Origin of the sequence: Eudoraea chungangensis, assembly GCF_029360665.1 — a bacterium.
Taxonomy (GTDB): Bacteria; Bacteroidota; Bacteroidia; order Flavobacteriales; family Flavobacteriaceae; genus Eudoraea; species Eudoraea chungangensis.
On the sequence record NZ_JARDUB010000001.1, the window covers coordinates 621286 to 646175 of the forward strand.

27 protein-coding genes are annotated in these 24890 nt (G+C 38.5%); 18 read left to right on the forward strand and 9 right to left on the reverse strand.

Features of this window, described 5'->3' with window-relative positions:
* Positions 1-27 precede the first annotated feature (27 nt).
* Both PXG98_RS02780 and PXG98_RS02785 read right to left on the reverse strand, forming a co-directional pair.
* Entirely contained in the window at positions 28-891 is an 864-nt protein-coding gene (locus PXG98_RS02780) for a hypothetical protein (RefSeq protein WP_276388878.1), read from the reverse strand.
* A 277-nt stretch (positions 892-1168) separates the two neighbouring features.
* Positions 1169-2122 (reverse strand): aldo/keto reductase, encoded by a 954-nt coding sequence (locus PXG98_RS02785; RefSeq protein ID WP_276388879.1) that lies wholly within the window; start codon positions 2120-2122, stop codon positions 1169-1171.
* 117 nt (positions 2123-2239) lie between these two features.
* Here PXG98_RS02785 and PXG98_RS02790 point away from each other — a divergent pair, with 117 nt between their 5' ends.
* Genes PXG98_RS02790 through PXG98_RS02810 form a run of 5 tightly spaced genes read left to right on the forward strand, consistent with a single transcriptional unit; the run spans position 2240 to position 4729 of the window.
* Positions 2240-2569 (forward strand): YtxH domain-containing protein, encoded by a 330-nt coding sequence (locus tag PXG98_RS02790; RefSeq protein ID WP_276388880.1) that lies wholly within the window; start codon positions 2240-2242, stop codon positions 2567-2569.
* Position 2570: 1 nt separating this feature from the next.
* The gene (locus PXG98_RS02795; RefSeq protein ID WP_276388881.1) at positions 2571-2918 is read left to right on the forward strand and encodes a hypothetical protein; all 348 of its coding nucleotides are present in this window, start codon (positions 2571-2573) and stop codon (positions 2916-2918) included.
* Entirely contained in the window at positions 2919-3119 is a 201-nt protein-coding gene (locus tag PXG98_RS02800) for a DUF6327 family protein (RefSeq protein ID WP_276388882.1), read from the forward strand. It abuts the gene before it with no gap.
* Positions 3120-3157: 38 nt separating this feature from the next.
* On the forward strand, positions 3158-3976 hold the full coding sequence (locus PXG98_RS02805; protein WP_276388883.1) for a 3-keto-disaccharide hydrolase: 819 nt from the start codon (positions 3158-3160) through the stop codon (positions 3974-3976).
* A 6-nt stretch (positions 3977-3982) separates the two neighbouring features.
* Positions 3983-4729: an SDR family oxidoreductase gene (locus tag PXG98_RS02810; RefSeq protein ID WP_276388884.1), complete on the forward strand. Its 747-nt coding sequence runs from the start codon at positions 3983-3985 to the stop codon at positions 4727-4729.
* A 13-nt stretch (positions 4730-4742) separates the two neighbouring features.
* Here PXG98_RS02810 and PXG98_RS02815 read toward each other — a convergent pair whose 3' ends face one another.
* The 3 genes from PXG98_RS02815 to PXG98_RS02825 form a co-directional block, all read right to left on the reverse strand.
* The gene (locus PXG98_RS02815) at positions 4743-5117 is read right to left on the reverse strand and encodes a c-type cytochrome (RefSeq protein WP_276388885.1); all 375 of its coding nucleotides are present in this window, start codon (positions 5115-5117) and stop codon (positions 4743-4745) included.
* Positions 5118-5239: 122 nt separating this feature from the next.
* Positions 5240-6547 carry a PQQ-dependent sugar dehydrogenase gene (locus PXG98_RS02820; RefSeq protein WP_276388886.1) on the reverse strand — a complete coding sequence of 436 codons (1308 nt, stop codon included), beginning with the start codon at positions 6545-6547 and terminating at the stop codon, positions 5240-5242.
* Positions 6548-6638: 91 nt separating this feature from the next.
* The gene (locus tag PXG98_RS02825) at positions 6639-7745 is read right to left on the reverse strand and encodes a Gfo/Idh/MocA family protein (RefSeq protein WP_276388887.1); all 1107 of its coding nucleotides are present in this window, start codon (positions 7743-7745) and stop codon (positions 6639-6641) included.
* A 144-nt stretch (positions 7746-7889) separates the two neighbouring features.
* On the opposite strand from PXG98_RS02825, the gene PXG98_RS02830 reads away from it, so the two are divergent.
* The 3 genes from PXG98_RS02830 (at position 7890) to PXG98_RS02840 (ending at position 10531) form a co-directional block, all read left to right on the forward strand.
* Entirely contained in the window at positions 7890-8066 is a 177-nt protein-coding gene (locus PXG98_RS02830) for a hypothetical protein (RefSeq protein WP_276388888.1), read from the forward strand.
* Positions 8067-8224: 158 nt separating this feature from the next.
* Positions 8225-9205 (forward strand): sugar phosphate isomerase/epimerase family protein, encoded by a 981-nt coding sequence (locus PXG98_RS02835; RefSeq protein WP_276388889.1) that lies wholly within the window; start codon positions 8225-8227, stop codon positions 9203-9205.
* 39 nt (positions 9206-9244) lie between these two features.
* Positions 9245-10531 (forward strand): APC family permease, encoded by a 1287-nt coding sequence (locus tag PXG98_RS02840; protein WP_276388890.1) that lies wholly within the window; start codon positions 9245-9247, stop codon positions 10529-10531.
* Between the two features lie 15 nt (positions 10532-10546).
* Here PXG98_RS02840 and PXG98_RS02845 read toward each other — a convergent pair whose 3' ends face one another.
* Positions 10547-11227 carry a class I SAM-dependent methyltransferase gene (locus tag PXG98_RS02845; RefSeq protein ID WP_276388891.1) on the reverse strand — a complete coding sequence of 227 codons (681 nt, stop codon included), beginning with the start codon at positions 11225-11227 and terminating at the stop codon, positions 10547-10549.
* A 232-nt stretch (positions 11228-11459) separates the two neighbouring features.
* Here PXG98_RS02845 and PXG98_RS02850 point away from each other — a divergent pair, with 232 nt between their 5' ends.
* The 9 genes from PXG98_RS02850 to PXG98_RS02890 are packed head-to-tail and all read left to right on the forward strand — an operon-like array spanning position 11460 to position 20741.
* Positions 11460-12395 (forward strand): sugar phosphate isomerase/epimerase family protein, encoded by a 936-nt coding sequence (locus PXG98_RS02850; RefSeq protein WP_276388892.1) that lies wholly within the window; start codon positions 11460-11462, stop codon positions 12393-12395.
* 30 nt (positions 12396-12425) lie between these two features.
* Positions 12426-13625 (forward strand): Gfo/Idh/MocA family protein, encoded by a 1200-nt coding sequence (locus PXG98_RS02855; RefSeq protein WP_276388893.1) that lies wholly within the window; start codon positions 12426-12428, stop codon positions 13623-13625.
* Positions 13626-13634: 9 nt separating this feature from the next.
* The gene (locus tag PXG98_RS02860; protein ID WP_276388894.1) at positions 13635-15332 is read left to right on the forward strand and encodes a GMC oxidoreductase; all 1698 of its coding nucleotides are present in this window, start codon (positions 13635-13637) and stop codon (positions 15330-15332) included.
* An 8-nt stretch (positions 15333-15340) separates the two neighbouring features.
* Positions 15341-15916, forward strand: a complete 576-nt coding sequence (locus PXG98_RS02865; protein ID WP_276388895.1) for a gluconate 2-dehydrogenase subunit 3 family protein — start codon at positions 15341-15343, stop codon at positions 15914-15916.
* Entirely contained in the window at positions 15867-16706 is an 840-nt protein-coding gene (locus PXG98_RS02870; RefSeq protein WP_276388896.1) for an SDR family NAD(P)-dependent oxidoreductase, read from the forward strand. Before PXG98_RS02865 ends, PXG98_RS02870 begins: the two co-directional genes overlap by 50 nt.
* Before the next feature lie 12 nt (positions 16707-16718).
* A complete protein-coding gene (locus tag PXG98_RS02875; protein ID WP_276388897.1) occupies positions 16719-17618 on the forward strand; it encodes an ROK family protein in 900 nt (299 codons plus the stop codon).
* On the forward strand, positions 17615-18403 hold the full coding sequence (locus PXG98_RS02880) for an SIS domain-containing protein (RefSeq protein WP_276388898.1): 789 nt from the start codon (positions 17615-17617) through the stop codon (positions 18401-18403). Before PXG98_RS02875 ends, PXG98_RS02880 begins: the two co-directional genes overlap by 4 nt.
* A 2-nt stretch (positions 18404-18405) precedes the next feature.
* Complete coding sequence (locus PXG98_RS02885; protein WP_276388899.1) at positions 18406-19770, forward strand: FAD-dependent oxidoreductase; 1365 nt, start codon at positions 18406-18408, stop codon at positions 19768-19770.
* Between the two features lie 5 nt (positions 19771-19775).
* Complete coding sequence (locus PXG98_RS02890; protein ID WP_276388900.1) at positions 19776-20741, forward strand: phosphotriesterase family protein; 966 nt, start codon at positions 19776-19778, stop codon at positions 20739-20741.
* Here the strand turns inward: PXG98_RS02890 and PXG98_RS02895 are convergent.
* Positions 20729-21439, reverse strand: coding sequence for a GntR family transcriptional regulator (locus PXG98_RS02895; protein ID WP_276388901.1), 711 nt, complete (start codon positions 21437-21439; stop codon positions 20729-20731). The genes PXG98_RS02890 and PXG98_RS02895 overlap by 13 nt on opposite strands.
* A 33-nt stretch (positions 21440-21472) precedes the next feature.
* Positions 21473-23098 (reverse strand): PQQ-dependent sugar dehydrogenase, encoded by a 1626-nt coding sequence (locus tag PXG98_RS02900; RefSeq protein ID WP_276388902.1) that lies wholly within the window; start codon positions 23096-23098, stop codon positions 21473-21475.
* Positions 23099-23190: 92 nt separating this feature from the next.
* Between PXG98_RS02900 and PXG98_RS02905 the strand changes: the two genes are divergently transcribed.
* Positions 23191-24072 carry a phytanoyl-CoA dioxygenase family protein gene (locus PXG98_RS02905; protein WP_276388903.1) on the forward strand — a complete coding sequence of 294 codons (882 nt, stop codon included), beginning with the start codon at positions 23191-23193 and terminating at the stop codon, positions 24070-24072.
* Positions 24073-24092: 20 nt separating this feature from the next.
* Here PXG98_RS02905 and PXG98_RS02910 read toward each other — a convergent pair whose 3' ends face one another.
* A complete protein-coding gene (locus PXG98_RS02910; protein ID WP_276388904.1) occupies positions 24093-24728 on the reverse strand; it encodes a hypothetical protein in 636 nt (211 codons plus the stop codon).
* Positions 24729-24890 lie beyond the last annotated feature (162 nt).

Genomic DNA, 24890 nt, shown 5'->3' on the forward strand with positions numbered 1-24890 from the left:
GTGAATATTTTAGGATGGTAATATCTATTAGTCGAAACAATCTATGGTACTGTTAATAGCGGAATTTTCAATGGCTGTATTCTTGTTTATGGACGTCTCAAAAAGCATTGCCTTATCTATGGCATGGCCAGAAGATCTTGCGGAAATTTCCATTTTATATATGCCTGCTGCTCCAAACTCCACGAAAATATCATGCGCATTATTGTCATAGGTAGATGCCTGCCATTTAAAATCAAGATTATTGCCACTTCTGTACACTTTAAACCACCCTTCTGCCCCGGCACCTTCAGGATTCGGAGATTTTCCACTTCCTTTGGGGTATACTATACTCGTTCCTTTTTTTCCATAAAAGTCAGCAGCATCTGGGAATCTCAACCAAGTATCATTATGGTCGGTTCCACTATTGCCCATAACAACAGCTGAATGCCAAATAAATTGATAAGTTCCAGGCTTATCGATCTTTAGATTGTATGTTACCATGCCATTACCAGGACTACCTAAATACTGATCTCCCTCCCAAAACATATAACCTTCACCAGAGGTCATTGCACTAATATCCTCTAGACTCCATGGCGATGTAAAAGCCTCATTTTCAAATTCGAAAACAACCAAGCCATCTTTTTCGCTAATCATTTGATTCTCTACGGAGCAGGGCAGTTCTTCCTGTTCTATTTCATTTGGATTATCATCTTCCACTGATTCATCCGATATTGCTTCTTCCTCTTCAGACATATCGGGATTAGATTTTGTATCTACCAATTCGCTATCTATCGCTTCCTCTAAACTATCCTTAGAACAGGATTGAAAAACAAACACTAAAGAAGATAAAAAAAGAATGGTGTAGAAAGAAAGGGGAGAATTATTTAGCTTTTTCATTTCGAAGTAGGTCATTACTAAATGCTTAAACGCTTATATAAAAACGCTTATTATTCTCAAAACGCTATATTCGACAAAATGAAGAGCAGCCTGCATATTACTGATGTCGTATAATACCAAAAAAGCAGATGATATCATCTGCTTTTCTAAACTAACTCAAACTATATAAAATAAGAACGTTTCCTTTTAATAAGGTTCCCCAAAAATAAGGGGGATTTGCAAGATAGATGTTAATTTAAGGGAAACAATAGGTTACTATTATGAGTGTTTTAGCGGTTCAAAAAATGGCAAATCACAGAGATAAAATTTGTTCTACTTCATTGACTTCCAATTCATTTAAGACAAGCGAACCCGCTATTACTGTTTCTTTTATTTGTCTTGCATCTCGTGCACCAACAATCGCCGCTGTAACCTCGTCTCTCCGAAGGACCCAGGCCAAAGACAATTGAGCCATACTAATGCCTTTCGCAGTGGCAATTTCCTTTAGTTTTTCTACTTTTTTAAGGTACTTAGAGATTTGTGGCTCCAAAAAAAACGGATTACGACTTCTCCAATCGGATTGGGGTAGATTAGAGGCTCTCTCTCTGCTAAATTTCCCGCTTAATAGTCCTGCTTGCATAGGACTATAGGCAATAATGCCAATTTCATTAATTTTACAATAAGGCATCACTTCTTCCTCAACCTCCCTTTTAAGCATACTATAGGGTGGTTGTAAGGAGGCAATTGGGTGAATTGCCTGTGCCTTTTTTAGTTGTTCTAAATTGAAATTTGAAACCCCCCCATAACGTACTTTTCCCTCTCTTATTAAATCTGCAATGGTTCCCCAACCTTCCTCTATTTCTTCGGCTGGTTCTGGCCAGTGAATCTGATAAAGATCAATAACTTCAATTCCAAGACGTTTTAGACTGGCCTCCACTTCCTTTTTTATACTTTTCCTTTTCAATGACTTACCTATTTCTAGGCTATTATCTTCCCATACACGACCACATTTTGTAGCAATGATCACCTCTTCTCTTCTACCTTTAATAGCCTTCCGTATCACCTCTTCTGAATGACCATGACCATAAATTGCAGCTGTATCAATCCAGTTTATTCCCTCTTCTATGGCTGCGTGTACTGCCTTGATAGAGTTAAGGTCTTTTTGAGGGCCCCATCCAAATTTCCAGTCTCCTCCTCCCATGGCCCATGTTCCCAAGCCAATAGGAGTAAGGTAGAGTTCTGAAAAGCCAAGTTTCCTTTTTTCCATTTTTTGTTGTTTAAAAACCTTTGTCCCCGTAATTTACTACATTCCCTTCTCGAATAAAAGCCATTTTTGTATATTTAAAAACTATTACTATCCCATTTAACCATAATACAGGACTATATGAATAACTCAGGAAATGCCTTAATAGGACTAATAGCTGGAACTGCAATAGGGGTTGCTCTAGGGGTGCTTTTTGCGCCCGATAAAGGCGAGAATACAAGAAAAAAGTTAGCTGAAGAAGCCGCCGCTGCCAGAGCCAGTCTGGAGGATACCGCAATAGAATTAAAGGAAAAAGTTAGCGATACCATGAATGCTGATGCTGAAACCTTAGAGGCCAGAATGGAAAGCTTGGTTTCTGATGTGAGTTATAAGGCAGACGATATTATATCGGCCTTAGAACAAAAGTTGGCAGATTTAAAAACAAAGAATAAAAAACTACAAAAAAGCTAATATGGGCCTTATTGAGTCGCTGGGAGATCATGCAGAAAAAGCAGTAGATTTAGGCGAAGATTATCTAGTAAAAACGCAGGAATATTACGAGTTAAAAATATTCCAGCAACTGAGCAGTACTACGAGTATCTTCGCTAAAATTGCCGTTATAGGAAGTCTTGTTTCTTTAGGGTTTTTACTCCTCCTTGTTGCTTCAACAATTGCCTTGGGGAATGCCATGGGAAACATAGTATATGCCTGTTTAATAAACGCTGGGGTTTTATTTTTCCTTGCCTTTGTACTATATCTACTAAGAGCTAAGATAGACAAGTCCATTGTACAAAAGATGTCTAAACAATTTTTCAATTAAATGAAATCTTATAACAATTTTGATGAGATTGAACACGATCTAAAGCGCCTAAATTTAGAGCGCCAAATTGCTTTAGAAAAACTAAAAGGAATTCAGTACACTATAAAGGAGGATTTACAGCCTCCTAATTGGCTCAATCTGCTTTTTTCAATAGCCAAAAAATATGGAGCCTACTATTTTATTCGCAAGGCATTAAAATAAGACCTTAGGAAATTCTTTAACCATCTAATCTAGTTCCAATGCTTCCAATTTATCTTTTACTATTATTCCTCCAAGGGACTACCCAAGCCTTAGATATAGAAAATTTCTCTTTTAATCAAAGCTTAAACCCAGACTATTTGGCTAGTAGTGAAAATAGGGTATGGATTCCAATTTTTAATGGCAAAGATTTAGATGGTTGGGTTGTGAAAATTAATGGTTTCCCATTAGGGGAAAATTTTGGAAATACTTTTAGCGTTTCCGATCATATATTAAAGGTCAGATATGATGCGTATGGCGATAATTTTAATAAAAGATTTGGAGCTATTTACTTTAAAAAGAAACTGCGAAATTATCGTTTAAAAGTTGTCTACCGATTTGTTGGTGAAACAGCTCCTGGAGCACCGGAGTGGGGGTTTAGAGATAGCGGAGTTCAGTTTTTTTGCCAATCTCCGGAATCTGTTAAGATTGATCAATTATTTCCAGTCTCATTAGAGTACAATCTACACGGAGGAGATGGTTCGGCTGAGAGGCCTGTTGGGCAGGTTTGTGCTAATGGTATCTTTATTGAAATTGATGGTAAGAAAAACGAATCATACTGCACCGACCCAACTGTAAAACGGACTTTTCACGGGGATCAATGGGTGAATTTAGAAATTGATGTAAAAGAGGGAAAGATTCAACATTTTGTGAATGGGGAACTACTACTAAGTTATTCCAATCCTACGTATAATCCAGAACATGAGATCAGCAAGACGCTTATCCCAAATGAAGATTTAGTTTTAGTAGATGGCTACATCTCACTGCAATCTAATAGTCATCCAATAGATTTTAAAACAATAGAATTAATAGAATATTAGATTAAAATGACAAAAAAGATTGCTCTTGTTACTGGTGCAGGTACTGGAATTGGCAGGGCAGCGGCAATTGTCTTAGGGAAGGAAGGTTGGTCTGTGGTATTAACAGGACGGACAAATGAAACTTTAGAACAAACCGCATCTTACATAAAGAATTCGTCCACCACAATAATCCTTTCCGATATACGAGACCCAGAAAGTGTTGAAAGATTATTTAATGAAATCACCACTTTACACGGCAGATTAGACTTCTTATTTAATAATGCGGGGATCAATGTCAAATCCGCTCCAATAGAAGAATTTCCGCTTTCGGATTGGGAAAATGTAATAGACACCAATTTAAATGGAGCTTTTTTATGCTTAAAGCAAGCCTTTAAAATAATGAAAAAACAACATCCTATTGGAGGTAGAATTATAAATAATGGCTCTATCTCTGCACAAACTCCCAGGCCTTTTTCTGTGGCATATAATGCAAGTAAACACGCTATAAGCGGCCTAACAAAATCGGCGGCATTGGAAGGAAGAAAATATAATATTTGTTGTGGTCAAATAGACATTGGTAATGCAGAAAGTGATATGACTCAAAAAATGACGCGGGGAATTCTACAGGCAGATGGTTCATTACAAAAAGAGCCTACCATAGAGGTTGCGCATGTAGGAAACGCAATTGCCTATTTAGCAAACCTGCCATTAGATGTTAACATTCCTTTTTTTACCATCATGGCCAACCAAATGCCCTTTATTGGCAGAGGTTAATTATCCTCATTTCTCAGTTTGGAATACTTGCCCGAACTTCTTTTACATCCTGCGCGTCAATGGGGCTGGCATTGTTGCCAAAACTATTTCGGATATAAGTGCCTACCTCTGCAATTTGCTCGTCGCTTAAAGCCCTGAAACTCGGCATAACATTAGCATATTCAGAATTATTCAATTCTAAACCGTCCGCAGAGCCATTTAAAATAATTTTAAGGAGTCTGTTCTCGTCTCCTAAGACATATTCTGTTCTTATCAGGGGAGAATTTAATCCGGGTACACCACTTCCATTAGACTGATGACAAATTAGACAATATTTATTGTATACGTCTTGTCCTGCTTCCATTTTTAGTGATAGCTTACTAGAGCTTAGTGCCTTTTTTGGACTCACGGTCGCTTTGTTTTCTTCCTTAGGGATTTTGTTCCTGTCAGATGGTTTACAACTATAGAGCACTACAAAAAATAGCAGCACTAAAGGAACGCTTCTTGCAACACACATAATTACCTAGCCCACTATCCTTTGTACATTATTCTAAAAATTGCACCTCCAGCATCGTCCGAAACATACAAAGAACCATCCGGCCCTTGTGCCAGACCTGTAGGTCTGTGCTTAGCCTCGCTCGGAGAGGCAATTTCATCTTTTCCAGCAAAGCCATCTGCGAATACCTCCCAATCTCCACTCGGTTGTCCGTTTTTAAAAGGCACAAAAACCACCATAAATCCTTCTTGTTTTTCAGGAGCTCTGTTCCAAGACCCGTGAAAAGCAATGAAGGCGCCGCCCTTATATTTTTCCGGAAACATATCGCCCGTATAAAATAGTAACGCGTTAGGTGCTAAGTGAGCAGGAAAAGCAACTATTGGATCTATAGCGTCTTCGCCTGCAGTTTTTTCTCCGTCTCCACCATATTCCGGAGCCAGTATTTTTGCTTTTAAGTTCTGATCATAATAGATATATGGCCATCCCGCATCATCACCTTCTTCTATTACATAAAGTGTTTCGGCAGGCAGTTCTGCCGAGGTTTTCGTATCATATAAATCAGGGAATAAAGTACTTAACATATCTCTTCCATGCTGTGTAACACATAGTTTGTCTATATCTTTATTCCAATCTAGACCTATAACATTTCTTAAGCCAGTTGCATATCTTTTACCTTCCGAATAGGATTGCATTAATTTGTCTTTCCTAAACTGCCAAATCCCTCCGGCAGAATCTAAAATCGTACAGGGCATCATTGCAGGAGAGCCTATGGTTCTATCTTCAACCTGGCAGGCATTAGAGGGGGCGCCAATATTAACATATATGTTCCCATTCTTGTCAAGCGTAAAAGGTTTATCTGCATGGGTTCTACCGGCCACCAAACCCGTAACCAAGGTATCTATCTCTGTCGGTGATACTACGGTGCCATCAGAACCTAATGGATAACGAAACACCTCTTGATATGAAGAAGTATATAAATAGTCTTCGTCTAATCCAATGCCCGTACCCCCATAGTTTCCAAAACCACTTCTTTTATCCATCAGACCGTCTCCATCAGTATCTTCCAGGTAAATCACTCCTTTCTCATCAATTGGTTTGCGAAGTTTTGCATAAATACCCCCTTTGGAGTTTACTGCTATGTGTCTAGGCTTTTCTAATGAATCAATAACTTTTAATACCCCAAATCCTTCAGGTAAAACCAGACCCTCATTATTAGGGCTCATTTTTAATCCAACTACTTCTTCTGTTTTCTTCACATCAGTCTTGCATCCCATAAGAACTAGGAAACTTCCAAGCATACATAAAACAAGAGGATAAACAATGATCTTTTTAAGTCTCTTCATTTGATTAAATTATAAAATTATTAAAAAAGGTACCTATGAGAAGGCAGCATTGATGTAAAAATAAGGCATAATTAAGACTTTAGATAAAAGGTTAGTTTAAAAGAACTTTTTGCCCTGTTTTAGCTGCCTTAAAGATGGCATCAATAATTTTCATGTCCTTTACCCCTTCTTCGCCATTAACCGGTATACTGGGTTCCTTGCCTTCCAGTATTATGCCAGCCATCTCGTCCATTTGAACCGTTTGGTGTGCAATGTGTTTAAAGCTCAATTCTCCTTTGTGTGTTCTTGCTTTTATTGGGCCGTAACCGGTAGAAGGTTGCATTTCAGCAAATCCATCTATCCCATTTAAATAAAAGCGGTCTAAATGATTTACAGCATAGGTAGATAAGCAAGAAGCAACTGCCCCTCCCGGGAAGCCCATTTGGAATTGAATGGTCTCGTCAATGCCCTCTTTAAATTTAACCGGGTCGTTTTTTGTTTCCTGCGCAGTTACCCAAAGGGGTTCTTCTCCAATCATATAGCGCGCTCCATTAATAGAATAGATGCCAATATCCATCATTGCCCCTCCTCCTGAAAGCTTTAAATCTAATCTCCACTGATTCGGGTCTCCAATTATAAAACCGGATTGTCCTTGAAAAAAGATAATCTTACCAAATTCATTTGCTTTACGCATGCGTACAATTTCTAAGGTATTTGCTTCAAAATGCATGCGATAACCAATTAAAAGCTTGACCCCAGCATTTTTGCAGGCATCTACCATCTGTTGACCCTCTTTCGCATTAACCCCCATTGGCTTTTCACAAATAACATGTTTACCAGCTTTGGCAACACGTACTGCCTGCTCCGCATGCAAACCATTTGGGGTAATTATATATACCGCATCGATATCGGGATTATCTTTTATCGCATCAAAATTTTCATAATTATAGCAGTTCTTTGACTCCACCTCATATTCCGATTTCCATTTCTCTATTTTAGAGGGTGTGCCACTGATAAGACCTGTAATCTTAGCTTTTTTGCAGTCGTCCATCGCCTTGGCGACCCTTGCTGCGTAACTCCCTAGCCCCATAATTGCGACTTTTAAAACTGGGCCATCATAAATATTATCTTTTGCATAAAGATCCATTGTGCTATAAACCAATGGGATACCCATTAATCCTGTTGAAGTTTTTTTGATAAATTGTCGTCTAGATGCCATAGTTTATTGGGTTTACTGAAAATATTTGTTTTGTTATAACTAGATTACTGACTTTCAAATAGATGACAAATAAAATGGCTGTTAATAATTTGTTAAATTCACGTAGATTTTGTAGTTTTAGACAACCATTAAGCTTTGTCAAGCATGACCAATTTTGAAAAACTTTTCGCTGCACGAATCCTTTCGGCAATTCTAATTCTAACCATTTTAACCCTTGGCGTAATTTTATATGAAAATTATGCTCCAGAGATTTTCAAGGAGGTAGAACATACTTTAGCAGTTTCCATGGGCACTTTTAACTCGAGTGTGGCTGTTAGATAATTTAGAATATCCCTCTTTCCCATAAGCTACTTCATCATCAAGAAAGGCTACTTGTTTGTTTTATTTACAATCTAGACAAAACGGTTTTTCATTGAATTTGCTATAAAAACTTGAAGATAATCCTATCTTTAAGAACGAATAATCAAAAATCCATAAAGTTGAAAAAAATAATTCAAAAGAGCATTTCTAGAAGAAAAGCTATTCAAAGCGGTCTGCTATTAACTATGGGAAGTATAACGAGTACGTTTTATGGCTCCGAATTAAAGTCCCTTGGTAGACCTTCAAAAGAAAGACGGGATTTACCTTTTAGAATTAGTTTAAATACCTCTACACTAATTCATTACAACTTAGGTGTAGATGAACAAATTAGGATGGTGGCAAAAGCTGGCTTTGATGGCGTAGAATTATGGATGCGAGATATTATGACCTATTTGAGTAATGGAGGCACTGCTTCGGAACTAAAGTCTCTTCTAGAATCCAATAATCTGCTTTTGGAAAACATCATTGGTTTCTCAAAATGGTGTAGCGATAAAGAAGAAGAACGGGACGAAGCCCTAGAACAGTTAAAGAAAGAAATGAGCATTATCGCCGAAATGGGGGGTAAATTTATTGCAGCCCCTGTCCAAGGAATTGATGCTATTAATCCTGACAAATACCAGGAGTATGCAAAAAGATATAGACGTATCTTAGACTTGGGCGATAGCACTGGTGTTACCCCTATTTTGGAACTTTGGGGAATGGGTGCCTTAAACAAGGTGGCAGATTGCGCACAGATCGCAATTTCTTCAGGACATCCTAAAGCAAAAATTCTATTAGACTTTTACCATGTATACAGGGGCGGAAATTCCTGGGAAACAATCGACTTTTTAAATGGTGCTATATTACCGGTAATGCATATGAACGACTATCCGGCTTCTCCTTCCTTTAACAAGCTAAACGACGGTGATAGAGTATTGCCTGGTGAGGGAATTTGCGATTATAACAGTATTATTCCAAAAATGTACGAGGCAGGTTTTAGAGGAGGTTTCTCTGTTGAATTGTTTAACAAGGGATACTGGGAAAGCATGGATGCCGAAACCATGTTAAAAGAGAGTTATGAAAAGTCCTTAAAAGTATTGTCAACGGCTATGAATATCTAAATTTCTCACGATGACTATCTACTTCATATTTAAAAATAATTGAAGTCCCCGAATAACAAAATTGGATGGAGAGTTGCCACTGCTTTGGTGATTGCCAACATGATAGGCACTGGTGTCTTTACGAGTTTAGGTTTTCAACTTCTAGATATTCAGAATACTTGGTCCATTCTTATTTTATGGTTAATGGGGGGAGCGATGGCTTTAATAGGAGCTTTTTGTTATGCTGAAGTGGGTTCGAACTTTGAAAAATCCGGAGGGGAATACCTCTTCCTCTCTAGACTTCTTCATCCTCTAATTGGTTATTTATCCGGATGGGTCTCTCTAATTATAGGGTTTGCAGCTCCAGTTGCCCTAGCCTCAATGGCCTTAGGAGCATATTTCAGTAATGTTCTTAGTATTTCTCCAGTGCTTATTGCCATTATGGCCATTGTAATGATCTCATTAATTCACTCTTTTAATCTCAATGTAAGTAGTGTATTTCAGTCCTATGCCAGTTGGTTTAAGGTCTTATTAATTCTTCTTTTAATTCTTATTGGTTTTTACATTTCTCCGGAAGAAACGGCTATTGATTTATCGTCTTCCTGGACTAATGAAATTACCTCCTCGTCTTTTGCCATTGCATTTGTCTATGTAACCTATTCCTATACCGGCTGGAATGCCGCGGCTTACGTTATTGATGAAATAGATCGGCCCCAAATAAACTTGCCAAAGGCATTAATAAGAGGTACGTTACTAGTAACTTTTCTATATGTTCTTTTGCAAATGATGTTTCTTAAACACGCATCCTTGGAAGAACTTAAGGGAACCTTGGATATTGGGCATGTATACGCGAGCAATTTGATGGGTAGTCAAGGAGCAAAAATGATAAACTTATTGATTTCTTTTTTTTTGATATCTAGTATTAGTGCAATGATTTGGGTTGGCCCAAGAGTCTCGATGGCAATGGGAGCAGATTACAAAATTTGGCGATTTTTACAAATGAAAAATCAAAAAAACATTCCTGTTAGAGCCATTTGGATACAGGGAGTTATTAGTATTATTTATGTTTTAACGGGAACTTTTGAAAGTGTGCTATTATATTGTGGTTTTATCTTACAGCTAAGTGCTACCCTGACGGTGGGCAGCGTTTTTGTATTACGAAAAAGAAAGCTGTCTAGTAGCTCATTTAAATCGCCATTCTACCCAGTATTACCCTTGCTTTTTATTCTTTTTAGCCTTTGGATTTTTTCCTATCTGATTATAGACAAACCACTTGAATTTTTTATTGGCCTATTTATCTTAGGAATAGGTGTTGCCAGTTATTTTGTAAATAAGAAATACTTTTAAGATTTTACGGGAGACTTATAGCTTACTAACTACCATATAAATTAGTTTGTTTGGTTTCATTCCGTAATCGGCTATTCCCTCCTTCTCTTCGTATAATAGTACTTGAAATCCTCCTGCCTCTTCAAACATTTGTTTTATAGAATTTTCTTCGCAGCCAAAATCTGATCTACCCATTTCAACCCCAGCATCTCTATGAAAAAATTCGAAGACAAATAAACCTCCAGGAACTAGAGCTTCCCTAAGTTTTGGTACAATTCCTTCAATCTGCAAACATCCTCCATATAGCCAGGTAATTAAATCCCACTTCGAAGACCCATAGGAATAAGTATCAAAACTTGCTATTTCCGTATGTAAGCTAAGATTATTTTGTTTTGCCTCTTTCTGCGCATATGCGAGGGCTTCATCTGCCAAATCGAAGCCACTTACTACCCACCCTTTCTTCGCAAGATAAAGAGCGTTGCGTCCCTGACCCATAGCTACGCACAAAGCACTCCCAGGGTTTATACTGCTTGCTGTCTGTGCCAATAAGTTATTGGCATCTTTATTAAAAATGTAGTTTTGGTTGTCTACCAAGCTCCTATTCCAACGTTGTCTAATACGTTCGTTTCTCGCTTTAGTTTCCTCATCAATCTGCGCAAATGCAGAGGCGCTAGCAAATAGAAATAAAACTATTAGTTTTTGGAGATAGTTCTTCATGTTATCCGGTTTAAGTTGCATATAGTATTTATCTAAAGATAATTAAACTGGACCGTACTCTTGGCCTTAAAACTCCAGTGTAAAATCGTATAAATATTCGTTAAGAACAGAAAGACGTCAATTTAACTTGTACGTACAAGTTAAAATTTATATTTTTACGAGCATTGGATACGACCTTTAATAAAAAATCGTAATTTATTGAATCCTAAAAGCCATCAAGTACCAAAGACAAATGAATGTTAAAAAATCAGTAGACAGACGGGAATTTCTATCAAAAACAGCTTTGGCTTCGGCCGCTGTTCTTTTTGGGTCTACATCAGGTAGAAGTCAAAAACTATTCTCTTCCGCTTCTAAACATATTCCCATCTTTGCTCATCTATGGGTATATGCGAGTAAATTTCCTCCAAACTGGGACTGTACTCCAAACCTGGAAACAGTCTTTTCAGACCTTAGCTATGCCGGAATTGAAGGGCTCGAATTAATGGAGGCAAATCTTAGACACGACGATGCAGTTATTAGAATAGGCGAACTTATAAAGAAATACAACCTAGCTGTTTCTGGTTCTTCTTATGGGGTAGGCTTAAGTCTTTTCGACAAAGATCAACACCAGAAAATCTTATCAGATATTAAAATTATCATTCCGCGCCTTAGCAAACTTGGAGGAAAAACCTTTGGAATTTCAGTAGGTCATTCAAAAGCACCAAAGACAGAAGACCAATTTGATGCCCAGGCTGACATATTAATAAAAATAAGGTCTATTTGTTCAGACCAGGGTATCATTGCTAACTTACACAACCATACCTATGAGGTGGAAAACGACCTTTATGATTTAAAAGGAACTTTGGCGCGCATTCCGGACTTTAAACTTGGTCCGGATATTAACTGGTTGATTCGTGCAGGAATTAATCCTGTAGAGTTTATAAACACTTATGGCAAGCAAATTGTTTATCTGCACCTTCGAGACCAATACGCCGATGGTATATGGACAGAATATTTGGGACAAGGCGATACAGATTTTAAAAACATTGCCAAGGCTCTGAAAGGAGTAGGTTTTGAAGGTCAGGCGGCCATTGAATTAGCCTTCCCTCAGGATTATAGCCCAAAGAAACCTTTAAAGGAAGACTGGAGGATAAGTAGAGAATTCGTACAAAACACTTTTGGATGGTAGGCATCCAAAGTTAAAAGAATCATATACACTATGAAAATTGCAGTATTAGGGTCTGGATTTATAGCTCGTTTTTACGCAGAATCCTTGCATGCCCAAAGAAGAAAAGACGAGGTGGTAATGGTATATTCACGCAATATAGCAAATGCCAAGAGGTTTGCCAACGACTACGGCTTACCGCATTATAGTACCTCTATGCAAAAAGCTATTGAGCATTCCGAAGTAGAGGTGGTCCTAATAGCACTCCCAAACCATTTACATGAAGAGGCGGTTAGGCTCTGTGCCTTGGCCAAGAAGCATGTGATCTGCACAAAACCCTTAGGACGAACTGCTAAAGAAGCCAAACGGATGCTCGACCTCGTGGAAGAAGCTGGAATTTTTGGAGGATACTTAGAAGACTTATGCTATACCCCAAAATTTCTGAAATCTATGGAAAGTGTCAAGCGAGGTGATGTTGGACGCGTCTTATGGACCAAATCAAGAGAAGCGCATCCTGGTCCACATAGTGATTGGTTTTGGGATAAAAATAAATCAGGTGGAGGAGCAATTATAGACCTTGGTTGCCATTGTGTTGAAATAAGCCGAAATTTTATTGGTAAAGACATTAAGCCAATAGAGGTAATGTGCTGGGCCGATACTCAAGTGCATCCCATTGAGGCTGAAGATCATGCCATTGGATTGGTAAAGTACGCAAATGGCGCTATTGGTCAGTTTGAAGTGAGCTGGACTTTCAGAGGAGGCATGGACCTAAGAGATGAAGTAATGGGAACGGAAGGAACCATATGGCTCAATAGTTTTTTAAGAACAGGTTTTGAAATGTTTACCACTGGTAAAGGTGGAGAAGCTTATGTTGCTGAGAAAGCAGAATCTACTACTGGATGGTTATTTCCAGTAGGAGACGAGGCTCATGAGCTTGGATATCCCCATATGTTTACAGATATGTTCTCTGCCATTGAAGAAGGTAGAGAGCCTCAAGAGACTTTCTATGATGGTTATGTGGTAAATGCCATTTTGGATGCTGCCCTGAAATCTGCCATAACAAAGTTATGGGAACCAATTATCCTGGAAGACTGGAGAGGAAATCCTGAAGATGCGATTGAAAAACAGTGGAATTCTTACAACGAAGAATACTATTTAATAAAAGAGGAAGTCCTTCCTAATGGAGATATAAAACTTATCCTAAAGGGGAAAAAGGATGGAAAAATAATTCAAAAAGTCACGAAAAAAAATTAAAGATAGAGGATGTATATAGGAAATAAAGGAACATATGAACATAGCTATGATGCCATTGTAATTGGCTCAGGAATTAGCGGAGGTTGGGCCGCTAAGGAACTATGTGAAAAAGGCCTTAAGACTCTCGTCTTAGAGCGGGGAAAAATGGTAGATCATATAAAAGACTATCCCACCGCAAGTATGCATCAATGGGAGTTTCCGCATAGAGGAATAATGCCCTATAAAGATCAGTTAGAAAATCCTGTAATTAATAGATGTTATGCCTATAGTGAGGCAACAGAACACTTTTTCGTCAAAGACAAAGATCATCCCTACCAACAAGAAAAACCTTTTGACTGGATAAGAGGCTACCAAGTTGGTGGAAAATCCCTTCTATGGGCCAGGTGGACACAGAGGTGGAGTGATCTTGACTTTGAAGCAAATGCCAAAGAAGGGATTGCGGTAGATTGGCCCATTCGCTATAAAGATCTTGCCCCATGGTATAGCTATGTAGAAAAATTTGCAGGGATAAGTGGTAATAAGGATGGCTTGCCGCAAATACCGGATGGAGAATTCTTACCGCCAATGGAAATGAACTGTCTGGAGAAACATGTTAAAGAGCAACTGACCAAAAAATTTAAGGACAGGCATCTCATTATTTCAAGGACCGCTAATTTAACCCAAAGGCATGAAGGGCGGGGCCCATGTCAGTATAGAAGCCTTTGCAATAGAGGTTGCCCTTTTGGGGGCTATTTTAGCAGCAATTCCTCTACCCTACCAGCGGCCGAAAAAACTGGTAATATGACTATTCGACCCTTTTCCGTGGTAGAATCTATAATATACGACGAGAATAAGGGAAAAGCCATCGGGGTACGAATCATAGATACCAACACAAAAGAAGTTATGGAGTACTTCTCTAAAATAATTTTTGTTAACGGCTCCACTATTAACTCCACTCTTATTCTTATGAATTCCATTTCTTCTAGGTTTCCAAATGGTCTGGGCAATGATTCAGGAGAATTGGGGCATAATCTGATGGATCATAATTACAATGCTATTATCAATGGTGAGTTTGATGGTTTTCAAGATAAATATTATTCTGGGCGAAGACCAACAGGAACTTACTTAGCGAGGTTCAGAAACTTTGGGGAGGACCAACAAAAAGATTTCTTACGAGGTTATGCGTACGCAGGCGGAGCATCCAGAGCTCCTATGTCAGAAATAAGCGATACTGCCGTAGGAAGTCCTTTAAAAAAGGATCTTACACAACTTGGGCCTTGGAAATTTAACCTCAGAGGGATGGGGGAATGTCTTCCATATCACGATAATAAGATAAGTCTAAGCAAGACAGAGAAAGACGAATGGGGAATCCCCCAACTAATAATCGATGCAGAATATAAACAGAATGAAAAAAATATGGTAAAAGATATGATTTCTTCTGGAGTAGAAATGTTAGAAAAACTGAATTTTAAAAATATTGAAGGCGTGGAAGACACCCGAAATATTGGTCTTAACATTCATGAAATGGGAACTGCAAGAATGGGAAAAGATCCTAAAACTTCAGTCTTAAACAAGTATAATCAAGTTTGGGGGGCGGAGAATGTATTTGTGACTGACGGGGCTTGTATGACCTCCAGTGCTTGTCAGAACCCCTCCATCACTTATATGGCAATTACCGCCAGGGCAGCAGATTATGCAGTAAATGAATTAAAAAAAATGAACCTATAACTAAACATATGAAAAGGAAATCGTTTCTAAATAATATAGGTCTACTTGGTGGTGGCCTTTTGCTGCTTCCGGGCAGTAGCCTTCTGCAAGGTTGTGAATATCAGCCAAGCGAAAGACGAACCTTAAAAGAAGAAGATATCCCCTTGTTAGATGAAATAGGAGAAACTATTATTCCAACCTCAGAGTCCTCACCAGGTGCCAAGGCGGTTAAAATAGGGGCTTTTATGTATAGCATTTATAAGGATTGTATGCCGCCAGAGAATCAGGCTATTTTCCTGTCTGGATTAAACGATCTGGATTTCAGAGCTGCTACTTTATACAAAACCTCTTTTTTGGAGATATCCGCTGATGAAAAGCTTGAACTTCTAGAAAAATTACAACTTGAAGCAATTGCTCTCGGAGAAAGTCAAGAGGGAGCAGACAAACCTGTGCCACATTATTTTGATCTCTTCAAAAGTTTAACTTCCTACGGATATTTTACCTCTGAAGTTGGGATGACCATGGCAAGAAATTATTTGCCAATACCGGGCAAATTTGAAGCTTGTATTAATTATAATAAAGGAGATCGCCCTTGGGCTACCTAATATGGATTTTTTTGGTACAACTTATATAATAATAGGCGGCACAACAGGTATGGGCCTTGAAGCCGCCATGGCTTTAAATAGTCGAGGTGCAAATGTTGCCGTTCTCGGAAGAAATCTAGATAGCGTTAAGAAAGCCAAGGCTGCTTTGGGTCCTAATGCACTTGTCTTAAGCGGAGATGCAACAGACCCAAATGCTGCTGAAGAATTAATAAAAAAAGCACACCAAAGCTTTGGAGTTGTCGACGGTTTATTTCACGTGGCAGGTGGAAGTGGCAGAAAATGGGGAGATGGACCCATAGATAAGCTAAGTTTAGAAGGGTGGAATAAAACACTAGAGCTAAACCTTACCTCTTTAATGCTGTCTAACAAAGCTATCATCTCCTATTTTTTAGAGCAACAGCGAGAGGGTGTAATTTTAAACATGGGATCCGTTTTAGGAGAATCTCCCTCCCCTAAGTTTTTTGTTACCCACGCCTATGCAGCAGCCAAATCAGCAATAGTTGGTTTTACTAAATCTATTGCTTCGTATTATGCACGTAATAACATTAGGATAAATGTAATATCTCCTAGTCTATTTGTTACCCCAATGGCAAAAAGAGCAGCAGAGAATGAAGATATCTTATCCTTCCTTAAAACAAAACAACCTTTGGATGGCGGAAGACCCGGAAAACCCTCTGATATCATTGGGGCGGTACTAATGTTTCTTCATCCTTCTAATAAATTTATTACAGGGCAGATTTTATCTATAGACGGAGGTTGGTCTATCAGTGAAGGACAATACCCTAATTAAGACTTAGTAATTATGCACTTTCTGGGAGTCGATATCGGGGGTACAAAAATCAAATATGTTTTATTTGACGAAGAGCTTGTAATTATTGAGAAAAACCAACTTTTAACCAAAGACAATTCTCAAGGCCTTCCACTTTGGAAGAGTACAATTTTAGACTTATTAGATAATAAAGCAGCAGCTTATTCAGGAAATCTTCTATGTGGCATATCCGCCCCGGGCTTAGTAGATAAAGAGAATAAAATGATTCTTCATATGCCTGAGCGACTAAGAGGTATAGAAGGGTTTAACTGGTCTGAAAACACAACTCAAAATATAAGTGTAATTAATGATGGTCATGCGGCTGCATTAGCCGAATACGAGTCTTTTTACAAGAATACACCTATAAAAAACATGTTGCTCTTAACCCTTGGGACAGGTGTCGGTGGCGGTATTATTTTAGATGGCGAAATATATCAAGGCGCTATGCAACGGGCTGGTCATGTTGGACATATGACTATAGATCATGCAGGGCAACCAACAATGACAAATATGCCAGGTAGTTTAGAGCAGGCACTGGGAAATTTTTCCATTGAAACCAGATCTCATGGCAAATATAAAAGCGTTCATCAATTAGTAAAAGCCTATAAAAATGGAGACCCTCTTGCCACCTTTTGGTGGTTGTCTTCCGTACAAAAACTTGCAACCGCGCTGGCCTCTTTAACTAATATTCTTGCGCCAGACATTATTGTTTTAGGAGGAGGTATCGCCGCTGGAGCAAAAAAGTCTCTACTAAGCCCATTAAAAGACTTTATGCAATTGTATGAGTGGCGCCCAGGAAAATATAAAACAAAAATAAAAACTGTAAAACACGGCAGTTATGCAGGGGCCATTGGTGCTGCCTTTTTTGCCAAAAACCAGAACAATAAAAAATGAGTATTACACAAGAATATCTAAGTAAGGCGAAAGATATTATCTCCTCCGTAGAACAACAAAAAACTGTAATCAGGGAGGTGGCAAATATATTTGCACAATCTATACTTGAAGGCAGAATGGTTCACCTTTTTGGTTCTGGTCATAGCAGAATATTGGTAGAAGAAATGTGGCCTAGATATGGTTCTTTTCCAGGATTTAATCCAATCGTTGAACTTTCACTAACATTTCACAATTTGGTGGTTGGTGCAAACGGTCAAAGGCAGGCAATGTTTTTGGAAAATGTTTCAGGTCTCGCTGCCAAAATACTTCGGAATTTTGATACCGATATCAAAGATACTGCGTTGATTATATCTTCTAGCGGTTGCAATGTTGTCCCCATAGAGATGGCAGAAGAATTTCAAAAACAAAATATAAAGGTAGTGGCCCTAGTGAGTAGAAAACATCTGGAGGGTAGTTCTTCTAAGAGAGAGGACGGAAAAAAATTGACCGACTTTGCAGATATTGTTTTGGATACCGGCGCTCCCCTAGGAGATGCAATGATATATCTTGATGGTTTAGATTCTCCTGTGGCCCCTGGGTCTACCCTGGGAGGCGTATTGCTTATTAATTCCTTGAAAGCCGAAATAGCCAATATTCTTCTCCTTAATGGCAAAATTCCGAAAGTATTAAGTAGCGGAAAAATTGTAGGAGAAAAAAGAGCATCAGAGCTATTTGAATCGGCTTACGATGAACACGCCCATCTAATGTCGAGATTGTACGAAAATGTTGGATCCATAAAATCATAGACATGCATTTTACTAAAAACATAACAAAAACCTATTCTACCGATATCCTTATTATTGGAAGTGGTAGTGCTGGATCTGTAGCGGCCATAGCCGCTTCTATGGGCAAGCACAAAGTGACTCTAGTTGAGCGCTATGGCTTTCCAGGTGGAACTTCAACACAAATGTTAGATACCTTCTATGGGTTTTTCACCCCTTCGGAAGAACCCAAAAAAATTGTAGGAGGTGTCCCGGACTTAATTGTAAATACACTCGCAAAATCTGGAGATGTTTTTCTTCGTCCAAACTCCTACGGTGCGGGGACTGGTGTCAACTATAATCCGGAACGCCTAAAATTAGTATGGGATTCTGCCTTTATACAGGCTGGTGTACAAACCTTTTATCACACCTCTTTAGTTGCTGTAGAAAAATCTGATTCTGAATCTAATTGTGTGTTTTTTAATAAGGGGATTGGCTTTTTTGTTATTAAGTCCAAAAGAATAATTGATGCCAGCGGGGATGGGGATTACGCGCATTGGGCGGGGATAGCTTATGAGAAAGCTGGAGAATTTGAACCGGCACAAAGCATGACTACGACTTTTCGAATGTCGAATGTAGACCTAAACAAATACAAAGAGGCAGGTGGTAAACAGATGATGAAGTCAAAAATGGCGAATGCCTATCAGACAGGTAGCTATCCGTTACCCAGAAAAGAAGGTTCGGCTCATGAAATGTGTCAGCAAAACTGTATATCAACGGTGGCCGTAAAGGTTACAGATGTAGATCCTTTGGATGTGGAAGGTATTACTCTTGCCGAAATAGAAGGGAGAAGACAGGCGTTTATTTTTGAAGAGTTTTTTAGAGAAGAGATTCCTGGTTATGAGAATTCCAAAATCATTGGTTTATCAAGCCAAATTGGCGTGCGTGAGACTCGAAGAGTTTATGGGGAATATCGTTTAACCAAAGAAGATTGCATGGAGGCCAGACGTTTTAAAGATGAAGTATTTCTCTGTGGGGCGCCTATTGAAGATCACAGAAAATCCCTTGACGGGAAGGAAGAAACTTTTTGGCAATACGTACCTAATGGGGGCACCTATGGTGTGCCGTACAGAACCTTAATCCCAAAGAATACTCTTAATACATGGGTAATTGGGAGGTGCTTTTCTGCCACACATGATGCCCATGCTTCTTGTCGTTCCATGGCACAAACCATGAGTATGGGACAAGCTGCTGGCTTTGCGGCAGTACAATCCTTAGACTATGACCAGGATGCAAATAACATCGATATTATTAAATTGAGAAAAAAATTAAAAGATCAAGGGGCTGTTTTAGAAACACCTTTAAAAAATGCAGATACTAGGCGTAATGGCTGGGCCAATAACTTTAAATAAAGACAATGGATTTTTTTAGAACTGTCTTGGGGGATCTCCCTACTTCAAAAATGGGGTTCACTTATTCGCACGAACATATCGTAATAGAAGATAGTTATATAACCGCAGCTAATCCCAAATTTTTGCTTAACAATACCGCCCTAATTTCAAAAGAGCTGCAAGCCTTCTATACGGCTGGCGGAAGAACAGTGGTAGATACCATGCCCTCTAATTGCGGCAGAAATGTTTTAAAATTGGCCGATGTTAGTCGTGCTAGTAAGGTGCAAATTATCGTTCCTACCGGGATTCATTTAGAAGTCTATTATCCAGAAAATCATTGGCGATATACATATTCCGAAGATGAGCTCACCAGGCTTTTTATTGCCGACATAGAAGAAGGAATAGATGAATTTGACTATTCAGGTCCCTTTGTAAAAAGGACTAAGCACAAGGCTGGACTTATAAAATTGGCTACCGGAGACGAAATATTTACCAAGCATCAAGAGAAAATATTTAATGCCGTAGTAAATGCACATTTGGAAACAGGGGCCCCAATTCTAACCCACACGAATTTTGGAAGGCAGGCCTTAGAACAGGCATTATTATTTAAGAAACTTGGGGCAAATGTAGAACACATTGTATTATCTCACGTAGATAGGGCAAAAGAAGTTGGCTATAATAGGGCTGTTCTTGACACCGGGGTAAAGGTAGAATATGACAGCGCCTTCCGATGGAAAAATCCCGAGCCTAATTACACCCTAAACCTATTAAAAGAATTATTGCCAGAATACCACAAACAGATAACCATGGGGATGGATATGGCTAAAAACAGCTATTGGAAAAGCTATGGTGGATCACCTGGACTTAACTTTCTTATAGAAACAATTCCTGCCTTTCTTAAGAAAAATAACATGGAAGAGTATCTGGACTTCATTTTTCATAAAAACCCCAGAAGCCTCTTCGCTTTTATGGACAGAACTTATAGAAAGTAGCTATTTCTTATAGGTACTGTTGACGTATTACAGTACAACTCGCTGTACAAAGTGAGTCCCTTTTTACTGGTTTTAAATCTGGCTGAAATATGTAAAACAGGATCTCCGCTTTTTAAGGATAAATTTTTAGCTATTTCACTAGTGGCCTTTTCTGCCCTAAGCTCTTGTTCAGATCCCATTATTTCAATTAAAAACTCTTGTTGAAGTGTTTTAAAAAAAGACCCCTCAACGAAATCATCCGCCTTAAGAACTTTTAAGGATTTAACAGAATACCAATTATGTTCTAACATTACGGCCTGCTTATTCATAAAACGTATTCGCTGAAAGTAGACACATTTACCTTTTTTTTCCGCCTCGGTTAGAGGAAATCCAATAGCGTCATCCCAATCTTGAATTCTTGGTTCTAGGAGAACAACGGTTCTGACTTGATAGTTAGTGACTTCTGAAAACCCTTTTACTGTTAAAAGCCCCAAGGCTTTTCTCCTTTGCAAAACCTTACTGCCCTTTCCTTGTTCTTTTTGAATATAGCCTTCTTTTAGCAATTCATCCAAAGCTTTTCTAACAGTGGTTCTGGTAGTTCCAAAATGTCTGCATATTTCATTTTCTGAAGGCAAATAGCTACCTATTGGATACTTCCCCGTCTGTATGCGTTTTCGAATATACTCCTGAATTTCTAAATATTTTTTTTGCTTCTTCAAAGCCTAGTTTTCCTTAATAAGTTACGAATAAAATTACAAGCCTTTTCGTTGATGCAATACGTCGGCAGCAATAATATTCCCGGGAGAACTTCCAAATTCTACGCGTATATAATTTAAAATATCTGCTATTTCCGTATCGCTCAAATTCTTATAGGCAGGCATCTCCCCTTCGTAGATTATCCCATCTACTTCAATTGGTTTACTTAGGCCCAACAGCATTACGTCGATTAACCTGCTCTTATCTCCTGACACCCAATCACTATTGATCATTGGAGGGATTTGACCCAAATTACCTTTCCCGTCTGGCCTATGGCAGGCTGCACAGTGAGTAAAGTACAATTTTTGGCCAGACATTATTTCGTCGTCACTGGCGTTTCTGTTCCAATTTTCATCAAGTAGAGCAAAGGGTTCTGGGTTCTCTTTTAAGAACATGAAGGTCTCATCTTTATTTGCGCTGCTAACAAATGATTTAGGAGCCACTTCTATCCTAAGTATTTTATCCCCATTTCTCTTTGGAAGAGAATCGTACATCCACGGCTGGTGACCTGGATGCCAATCTAAATTGCTATTGCTTACATATATTTCACCTCTACTCCCTACCTCAACATCACGAAGGCGGCCAAATGTTTTTTGGAGAAAAATTTTCTCGTCCTTTACTCCTCCATTAGAATCTAATTTTAGTACTCTAATTGATTGTGCTTTTAAAGTTACCAACAGCAGACTATTTTCCCATTCTGGAATTTGCTTATAGTTGTAATAGGCTAGTCCGGCTGTACCCAAGGTTGGTGTCCAAGCATAAATAGGTTCCCTAATAGAATGTTCCTTACAAAATTCCTTTTCAGGTTCTAAATCACAGAAGCCATGTACATCTGGCCAGCCATAGTTGTTCCCTTTTTGAATAATATTAATTTCGTCATCCGTAAGTGGTCCGTGTTCAGAAATGTATACTTTTTCATTCGCCTCGGTGATACCCTGAATATTTCTGTGCCCTACACTCCACACTGCAGAATTCGGTTGAATATTATCAGCTGGTAATGATCCATCTAAATTTATTCGAAGAACTTTCCCATTTAGGGTATTAATGTCCTGTGTCTGCTTATTATTTCCAACATCTCCCGTACCAATCCAAAGTATTAAATCTTCTGTAATCATCATTCGCGAACCATTGTGAAATGTATTGCCGGGAATACTATCTAAAATAACTAAGGGTTCTACGAGTTCATCCTTTGCCAAGGTAAATCGGACTATTTTGGATGCAATTATATCATTGAAATCCTTATCCTTTTGGGCGTATACATAGTGTACAAAGAGATGGGGGGTTTTTTTAAACTCAGGATGTAAAACCATACTGGCCAAACCTGTAGATTTTCTGTAGTAAACATCCGGAATTTTCCACATTACTTGTTTTTGACCGCTCCTTAAATGTACTCGGTTTATTGTTCCTTTCTGCTCCGTGAACCAAAGCCAATTATCTGGCCCCTCTTCAATATCCCATGGTACTTCTAAAGAATCTACTACTTCCGAAATCAATAATATCGTAGAATCTAGTTCCAGTTGAGCAATATAATTTCTATTTGGAATATCCGGGATTTTCTTTGTACAACCCGTTACGAGTATAATAAAAAGTAGTAACCCAACAAACTTTGTGCTCTTATCCATAATTCTTTTACGCAAGTACATTTTTCCAGTACAAGTTATGATTTTAATATCGTAAATTAGATGCTAGTTATACTTAAAAAAATAACATTACTATGGGTGAAATAAAAGATTTAGCAGAGGTACATAATTTAGTCTCCGATATATTTCATTATCCCAAAACCGCCGAAGAATGGGAGAAGTATAAATTAAGTGATGATCAGGTTTCACATTTTCATGAATACGGCTATGTTTCTGGGATAAAATTGCTGGAAGAGGATCAAATTGAAGTCCTTCGAAAAGAATTGGCAGAAATTAGAGATCCAAATCATCCAGGGCATCATTTATTCTACGAGTTTCACAGCAATGAATCTGAAGACTCCAACTCTGTTCTCTTTCATTCACTGGGACATTGGAGAATCTCCAAAGCCTTCCATGATGTCTTATGGAACCCGGCTTTTGTAATGGCTGCCCACCAATTACTAGAGTATAAGCCTGTACGTTTTTGGCACGACCAACTATTTAGCAAGCCCGCGAAACATGGAGGTGTTGTTGCCTGGCATCAGGATTACTCCTATTGGACCAGAACTGTGGCCATGCAACATCTAACTTGTTGGACTGGCTTAGATGATGCTTCAACAGAAAATGGATGCCTCCACTATATCCCAAAAAGTCATCTCTGGGGTCTTTTAGACGCCCCCTCTTTGGCGGGAGATATGAATGGCTTAATGGCCTATTTAACAGAGGAGCAAAAAGCAGAATTTAAACCCGTCCCTATAGAATTAAAAAAGGGGTATGGCACTTTCCACCATCCACTAATGGTTCACGGATCATACGAAAATAAATCCGAAATAAGTAGACGAGCTTTTGTATTAAACGTCTTTGCCGATGGCACAGTAAGTAATACTGACGATGAGTTATTGAAAGGAGTACCACCAATACCAAAAGGAAAGCAAATGCAGGGAAAGTTTTTTCCCTTGCTTTATAAAAATAAATAAAGAAGTCTTAGCAGTCCGTCTTACTCATCGAAGTGATAAAGGTCTGCCAACTTATAAACCAGAAAATTAATTATCTCGGTATCCGATGATCCTTTTCGAAACATTAAATAGGCATTTTCAAGTTGCTCTTGTTTAAAATAATCTAAATCGTCCGATCCATATTCACTAAAAGCATTCCACGATTTTAGCCCTTCTAACATTTCCCAGTGGGCTTCATATCTAAGTTTTGCGTTGGCCAATTCCTTTTTATAGTCCGATTTGTCCGTTCTGTTTTTCGAGTCTTTTAGCAGTCTATTATAGTCCGCTAACAGCCGCTTATCTGCATTTTGGGCTTCTTTTATTAACTTGTAATAGGCCCTAGAAACATAAGAATCATATAACTCAATAAACAGAGAAGCTCTTTCTCTATCTTTAGAACTCATGGTAGCTAACACAACTTCTTCTGTTGAGGAATATAATTCCTCAGCCGGTTCTGCTTCTGTCAATGGAGTTTTCTGTAGGGAGTTAAGCCAAGCTTCCGATTGAACCGTTTCTTTCCAAACTCTTCTGTATTCTTTTTTAAAATAGTTCTCGGAAGTACTACAAGAAGATAAGTTGACAATAAATACAAATAATAAAATATAGGGAAATCCCTTATTTCGATTTCTTTTTTTCATTTTCACAAAAAGTATTATAATTCAAAAATTATAGCACAATTATATCCCCTTGTTCTAAGAGAGAATACTCCTGGCAAGAAACAAAAAGAAACAAACTAAAAAAAAGAAATCACTTTAAAGGGGGTATTTCGTCGATGATTTATTAAAACGCCATTTAAATCA